The sequence below is a fragment of the Actinomadura sp. NPDC048032 genome (genome assembly GCF_040653175.1).
Classification (GTDB): domain Bacteria; phylum Actinomycetota; class Actinomycetes; order Streptosporangiales; family Streptosporangiaceae; genus Spirillospora; species Spirillospora verrucosospora.
Window position 1 is genome coordinate 1 of sequence record NZ_JBEZJP010000478.1, and the last position, 5819, is coordinate 5819.

Consider the following 5819-nt stretch of genomic DNA (forward strand, 5'->3'; position numbering starts at 1 on the left):
AGCGGCGTGTCGAATCGGCTGAGGATCTCCTGCGCCCTGCGGAGCTCCCGCTCGGCCTCGTCGAGGCGGCCGAGCCGGCTCAGGGCGTCGCCGAGGTTCAGCCGCATGTTCCCCATACCGAAAACGAAGTCCTCACCGAGTTCTTCGAAAAGCGTGGCAGTGAGGGCGTAGTGCTCGGCGGCCGATGGCCAGTCGCTCCGGTCGCGCGCCATCCTCGCGAGGAACAGGCTCATAGTGGCCGCATACTCGTGTTGGCCGATCCGCAGGAAAATGGGGAGGGCGCGCTCGCAGTGCTCGCGGGCTCTTTGATGGTCGCCGGCATCGATGTAGTAGGTGGCCAGGTTCTCTCGGGCGTTGGCTTCGGTGTGCTCGTCCTCGCTGTCGAGCGCGATCTGGAGCGCCTCCTGCCATAGCAGCGCCGCGTCCCCTCCCTTGCTCCGCCGGTGCTGCAGTGTCCCCATGATGATCAGCGTCCTGGCGACCAACCCGTGTTGCCCCCCGGCGCGGGCCTCGGCCAGGACCTGGACGAGCCGCGCGTACTGCGCGTCGTAGTCGGTCACGTCGGAGGCGGTCGCCGCGACCAGGGCCTCGAAGGAGTCCAGGCGCACGGCGCGCTCGCGGTCACCGGTCTCCCGAGCCAGGGCGCGCGCTGATCGCATCGCCTCCTGGAACCGGTGGTCATCGCGCATGTCGCTGAAAACGCGGGCCAGCATCATCTGAATGTCGATCTCATAGCCCGCCAGGCCACCGGAACGCGCGACGTCGCGCGCGTGCGAGAGCGTCGTCACGGCCCTGTCGAAGGCGCCTTGCTGCCACTGGGCCTGTCCCGCCTGTTCGAGAGCGCCCGCCAGGAGTTCGGAGTCGCCTGCGATCTCGGCGAAGGACTCCTCCGCTCTGGCCATCCGCTCCATGGCGGACCAGGCGCGACGGGATTGCAGGAACGGATGCAGGACCGCCATCGACGTGGCCAGAAAGCCTGGGTGCTGGGCGCTCGCCGCGAGCTCCATGGCCGACAGCAACGCCGGCACCTCGGCATCGAGCCACTCAAGGGCCTTGAGTGCCGCGCCGATCTGTTCGGGATCGTCGTCGACGTCCTGCCCTGGCCGTCGTGTAAGCGGCTGCACGGCGGCATTCATCTTCTGCCCGTACCAGGTGAGCATCCTGTCCCGCGCCCGTTCGACTGCCGCGTCGCCCTCCTGGTTCAACAGCTCGCGGGCGAAGAGCCGGATGAGATCATGGATGTGGAACCGAGCCGAGGCGATCTCCTCGATGAGCGTCGCGTCCGCAAGCGCGTCCAGAAGATCGGTGGGGTCCGCCTCCCTCTCCTCGCCGAGCAGCGCGCCAGCGAGATCGGCGTCGAACTCCAGCGTTACCAGCGTGCCTAACAGGCGGAACAGGTGTGCCTCCGGGCCGGACAGCTCACGGTAGGACAGCGTGAAAGCAGCCCGCACGTCCAGGTCGCCGTGCTTGAGGCGGCTGAGGCGCTTGTGCTCGTCGGCCAGCCGCGCGGCCAGCCGGGCCGGTGTCCACGAACGCCGCGCCGCGAGCGTGCCCGCGATGCGCACGGCCAGTGGCAGGTATCCGCACAACCGGACGACCTCTGCGGCGTGTTCGGGCTCCGCATCGACCCCGTCGCCGGCGATGCGGCGCAGCAGCTCGATCGCCTCCTCGGCGGAGAAGAGGTCCAGCGGCAGTACCTCCGCCCCCTCCAACGCCAGCCACCGGCGGCTCGTCACCAGCACCAGGCATCCGGAAGCGCCGGGAAGCAGGGGGCGCACCTGCGCCTCGTCGCGTGCGTTGTCCAGCACGACCAAGACCCGCCGGTTCGCCAGCCGGGACCGGTACAGCGCCGCTCTCTCCGAGACGCGATCGGGGACGTCGTACTCGCGCACCCCCAGGCTTCTGAGGAACCACCCCAGGACGTCTCCGGTGGTCTGCGCGACCTCGTCCTCGGCACCGCGCAGGTCCACGTAGAGCTGGCCGTCGGGGAACCGGCCGGCAAGCTCGTGGCCGAAGTGCTGCACAAGGGAGGACTTGCCCACCCCTGGCTTACCTGAGATCGCGGTGATGAGCACGGCCCCGCCCGGCGTGCCCGCCGCCACGCATTCCCGGAGCCGGCCCAGCTCCGCGCTCCGCCCGGTGAAGTCGGCGAGGTCCGGCGGCAATTGCGCGGGAACCGAATGCGGCAGCTCCGGAACGTGCAGCTCGATGGTGCCCTGGTTCTTCTCGACGAGCACCATCCGGTCCACATGAGCCCGCCCGCCGATGACGACCGCGTGCTGATCCCCGGCCACCTGATTGATCTGGGCGTCACCGGATGCCTCGGCCTTCTGCGATCGCCGCCCGCGCCCGGGCCAGCGGCCGGTCACGGCTGACCCGGCGGGTCCTGATCCCCTCCGACCTGGGAGATCGTCCCGTCTTCCGTCGCTTCGGCGTCCTGCGTCACGCGGCGGGGAACACCACTGCCCGGGCCGCCGCCTCGGTCACCGGTGGTGGCCTGCTTTCCGCCGACCTGGTTCACCCGGCCCTGGCCCGACGCCGTGGCGCGCTGCGACACCTGATGTCCACCCGGTGCGAACAACCCGTACGCCGCCATGGCCAACCCGATCAATGCGGTGAGCGCACCGACCACACTGGCCAGCTTGTCGGCCTTGTCCAATCCCACCGCTGCGAAGTAGGCACCCAGCCCGGCCACCGCCGCCACCGACACGCCGGCGCCTGTCCACGCCCAGCCGTGCCTCGTCATACCGACATCATCACCACCGCTCGCACCCCGCGCCATCACATGCCCTAAACCGGTCACCCCGCCGCCCGCCACGTTCACGCGACTCCAGGGAACGTGCGCACGACTGCGGACATCGACACAGGTGATCGGCGATACCGTTCGGCAACCCCCTCCACCGCAACCCCGCGTCTGCCGTGCCGCCGGTGAGGCGGCGTGCGCCGGGCCCGCCGAGCGGGGCTGGCGGAGAGGGGAGGCGGGCGGATCGGAGGTCGGCTTCCGACCTGCTGCTACGCGGGATGCGCGGCCTGGGCGCGACCGTGCGAGATCCGCCCAGCCGTTCGTCTGGGGTCGGTCAGTCCTCCTGCTCGGCGGCCTGGGCGATGCGGACGCCCGCTTCGACGGCCTCCTCCCAGGTCGGATACTCATCGTCGAAGTCGGCCGGGCCGTCCAGGCTGCCGTCGACGTACATGCCGCCTTGCCACTCGGTGTTTGCGGTCTGCTCCTCGAACTCCGCGGGGCGCTGTACCCATTCCAGCGGCCAGACCGGCATCATGACGCGCACCAGCCACCGATTCGCGATCTTGAGGCGGAAGGACCACTCCTCCGCGCCGTCGGCATCCGGCTCGTGCTCCACCTCGGAGACGATGACGCCACGCCGCTCCAACTCGGCCACATAAGCGAGCACGTTGGCGGCCACGTCGGTGTTCACATCGGCCGACGCCATGAAGTCCTCAGCTCTCAGCATGATCCTTACGACGTCCACCCGGTGACACCAGTTCCGGGTGCGAGAGGTGAAACCTCCGATGGCCGGCCGGGTCGTCGAGTGCCCGAAACCGAGGAGATGGACCGGCCGCCCGGTCATCAGGCGGCCAAGCTGTGCTCTGATACAAGAGCTCCGGGCTTTGATCCGTAGGTCAGGGGTTGGCCCTCGAATATCGTTCGAGCGAGTAGGGCACAGGATCGGTTGGTGACCAGGCGAACGGCTGAGCTCGCCGTCCTTTCGTCCTGCGAAGGAGTGGTGGTGACGTGCTGCCGCATGTCTACCGGATTACCAAGTACAACCCGGCAGACCGCGATGAGCGTGGTCACTATGTCGGCGGCGAGGACTCGATAAGCGATCACGGGCCGGTTGAGGCCGCCTATCTGGAGGCCGTGGCCGCCTTCGCGCACGACACCGGAGTCGAACGTCTTGACATCCGCGAGCCGGAGGTGGCCGGTCTGGCGCATTTCGGGCTTGAGCCTCCGGTCGAGGGATACGGATTGGCTGGGTTGTTCCCGGCCGACCTATCGGGCTATCACGACGGCGCGCAGGTGCCGGTGACCGTCGGGCTGGAACTGGTCCGGGCGATGCTGCGCGACAACGGCGCCTGGTGTCGGCTGGAGGTCCAAGACCGGTTCTTCGTCCACGTCGGGTACGACCAGTACGTGTACGTTGGGAGCATCGTGCCATGTGAGCGGGCGCAGGCCCTCACTGGTGAACTGGGGCTGTTTCCCGAACGGATCGACGCATCTCCCTACGAACCGGAGATAGAGCCCGGCGAGCAGTGCCTCGCTGACGATGACTTCTGGGCTGCTGTGTCCCTGAAGATTCCCGGGGAAGGGGCGCTTCTCCTGCAGGAGTGCTACGTCGGCAACGCCTCCCGGTGGTATCGCCTCACTTTCGCGGACATTGACCGAGTACGTGCCGGGCTTACCCCGCGCGCCCGGGTGACCGTGCGGCCGGACCTGTCCTCCGACCTAGATGCGGTTGTGGCCGCGTTCCCCGAGGAGGGTTCGATCGAACTTGTCTGGCAGGACCCGGCAGGACACATCGCGAGCCGAATCGGTGGCGAGGAACAGTTCGCCGAACTGGCCGCGCTACTGGCCCATGCGCGCGCCGCGGCGGTGATTCCCCTGACCGCGGGCGACCATCACCCGCTGTTCGCCGCGGTGCTGCCCGACACCGACGGGGTACTGCGTGCCCGCTGGCGAACCGAGCCGACATCGAGCGAGTAAGTCGGCACCCGCAAACCGCGAGCCCCGCTCACGCCTGGCTGGCCGCGATCGAGGGCGTCGATGGGCAGCCCGCCGTTCGGCCGAGGCCACCGAGCAGGCGCAGCGGATGCAGGTTCAGCCGCGGGTGAGTGCCATGCGCGCACAAGAGAAATCCGCGAGACGTGCCTACAGTTGAGCTCCCCTCAGAATGCGATCAAGCGCTGCCCGGCCTGCGGGGCCCCAGGTCGGCTTGCCGCCAGGAATGCCCCGGTCTCCGTTCTGGCCTATCAGCATGAGGATCAGGCTTTTCAGAGCAGCGAGCCCCCGGGCGCGCCGGATCGTCGCCTCGTCGGCATGCGCATAGGCGTCGAAGAAGCGTGCGGCGGCGCCCGAGGGAAGGATGACCCATGCGGCCGCGAGGTCCCACGCCGGGTCGCCGGCGAACATGTCACCGAAGTCGATCACGCCTGAGAGCGTCCCGTCCGAGATGACGACGTTCGCGGGATGAAGGTCACCATGCACCCAGACCGGCGGACCCTCCCGCTCGGGCGCCGCAACGGCGTCATCCCAGACGCCCTGGACATCGTCGGCGATACCACCCAGGGCAACGGCGTCGAGGACGTGGTGGAAGTCGTCCGTGTACTTGCCGAGGTGAGCACCGCGGTCCGAACTGATCGGCGCCTCGCTGGGCGCCTCCACGTGAAGTGCCCTGAGGAAGCCCGCCAGAGTGTCGGTCGCGTGGTCGACGCGGTTGATCGAGGTGGAGTCCAGTGGCTCGCCGTGAACCCACGTCATGACGGTCCAGGGCTTCGGGAAACGCTCGGACGGCTCACCGAGCCGTACCGGGTTAGGGACCGGGAGCGGCAGGCGCGGGGCCAGGACGGGCAACCAGCGGCGCTCCTTGCGCTGCAGGTCCGGGGCACGCTCCGTGCGCGGCATGCGCACGGCCAACTCGTCCCCCAGGCGCCACTGCTGGTTGTCCCACCCGCCCGCCACCTCGCGCATGGGCAGCTCCGCAAGGTCGGGATGCTGCTCCTGCAGCAACTCATGGAGTCGTACCAGTACGGCAGCATGCGGTCGACGACGTCGGCGAGGCACTCCGAGCGCGGGATCAGCTCGG

5 protein-coding genes and 1 pseudogene are annotated in these 5819 nt (G+C 68.9%); 1 reads left to right on the forward strand and 5 read right to left on the reverse strand.

What is annotated here, in order from left to right; all coding sequences use genetic code 11:
• The 3 genes from AB0C69_RS36795 to AB0C69_RS36805 all read right to left on the reverse strand — a co-directional run.
• On the reverse strand, positions 1 to 2369 hold a 2369-nt coding region (locus AB0C69_RS36795), incomplete at its 3' end, for a tetratricopeptide repeat protein (protein WP_360360199.1).
• The gene (locus AB0C69_RS36800; protein WP_360360206.1) at positions 2366 to 2824 is read right to left on the reverse strand and encodes a hypothetical protein; all 459 of its coding nucleotides are present in this window, start codon (positions 2822 to 2824) and stop codon (positions 2366 to 2368) included. The genes AB0C69_RS36795 and AB0C69_RS36800, both read right to left, overlap by 4 nt.
• Before the next feature lie 253 nt (positions 2825 to 3077).
• Complete coding sequence (locus AB0C69_RS36805) at positions 3078 to 3470, reverse strand: hypothetical protein (protein WP_360360209.1); 393 nt, start codon at positions 3468 to 3470, stop codon at positions 3078 to 3080.
• Between the two features lie 281 nt (positions 3471 to 3751).
• Here AB0C69_RS36805 and AB0C69_RS36810 point away from each other — a divergent pair, with 281 nt between their 5' ends.
• Complete coding sequence (locus AB0C69_RS36810; protein WP_360360212.1) at positions 3752 to 4720, forward strand: RNA-binding protein; 969 nt, start codon at positions 3752 to 3754, stop codon at positions 4718 to 4720.
• Positions 4721 to 4885: 165 nt separating this feature from the next.
• On the opposite strand, the gene AB0C69_RS36815 is transcribed toward AB0C69_RS36810, so the two are convergent.
• Together AB0C69_RS36815 and AB0C69_RS36820 are read right to left on the reverse strand one after the other, a co-directional pair.
• Positions 4886 to 5704 (reverse strand): aminoglycoside phosphotransferase family protein, encoded by an 819-nt coding sequence (locus AB0C69_RS36815; protein WP_360360215.1) that lies wholly within the window; start codon positions 5702 to 5704, stop codon positions 4886 to 4888.
• Between the two features lie 41 nt (positions 5705 to 5745).
• A pseudogene (locus tag AB0C69_RS36820) lies at positions 5746 to 5819 on the reverse strand (phosphoglyceromutase); the annotation flags it as partial.

What these genes read in the sequence shown, in the direction of transcription:
- AB0C69_RS36805 (WP_360360209.1), bottom strand. Translation starts at nt 3,470, where the DNA reads ATGCTGAGAGCTGAGGACTTCATGGCGTCGGCCGATGTGAACACCGAC.
- AB0C69_RS36815 (WP_360360215.1), bottom strand. Translation starts at nt 5,704, where the DNA reads ATGCGCGAGGTGGCGGGCGGGTGGGACAACCAGCAGTGGCGCCTGGGG.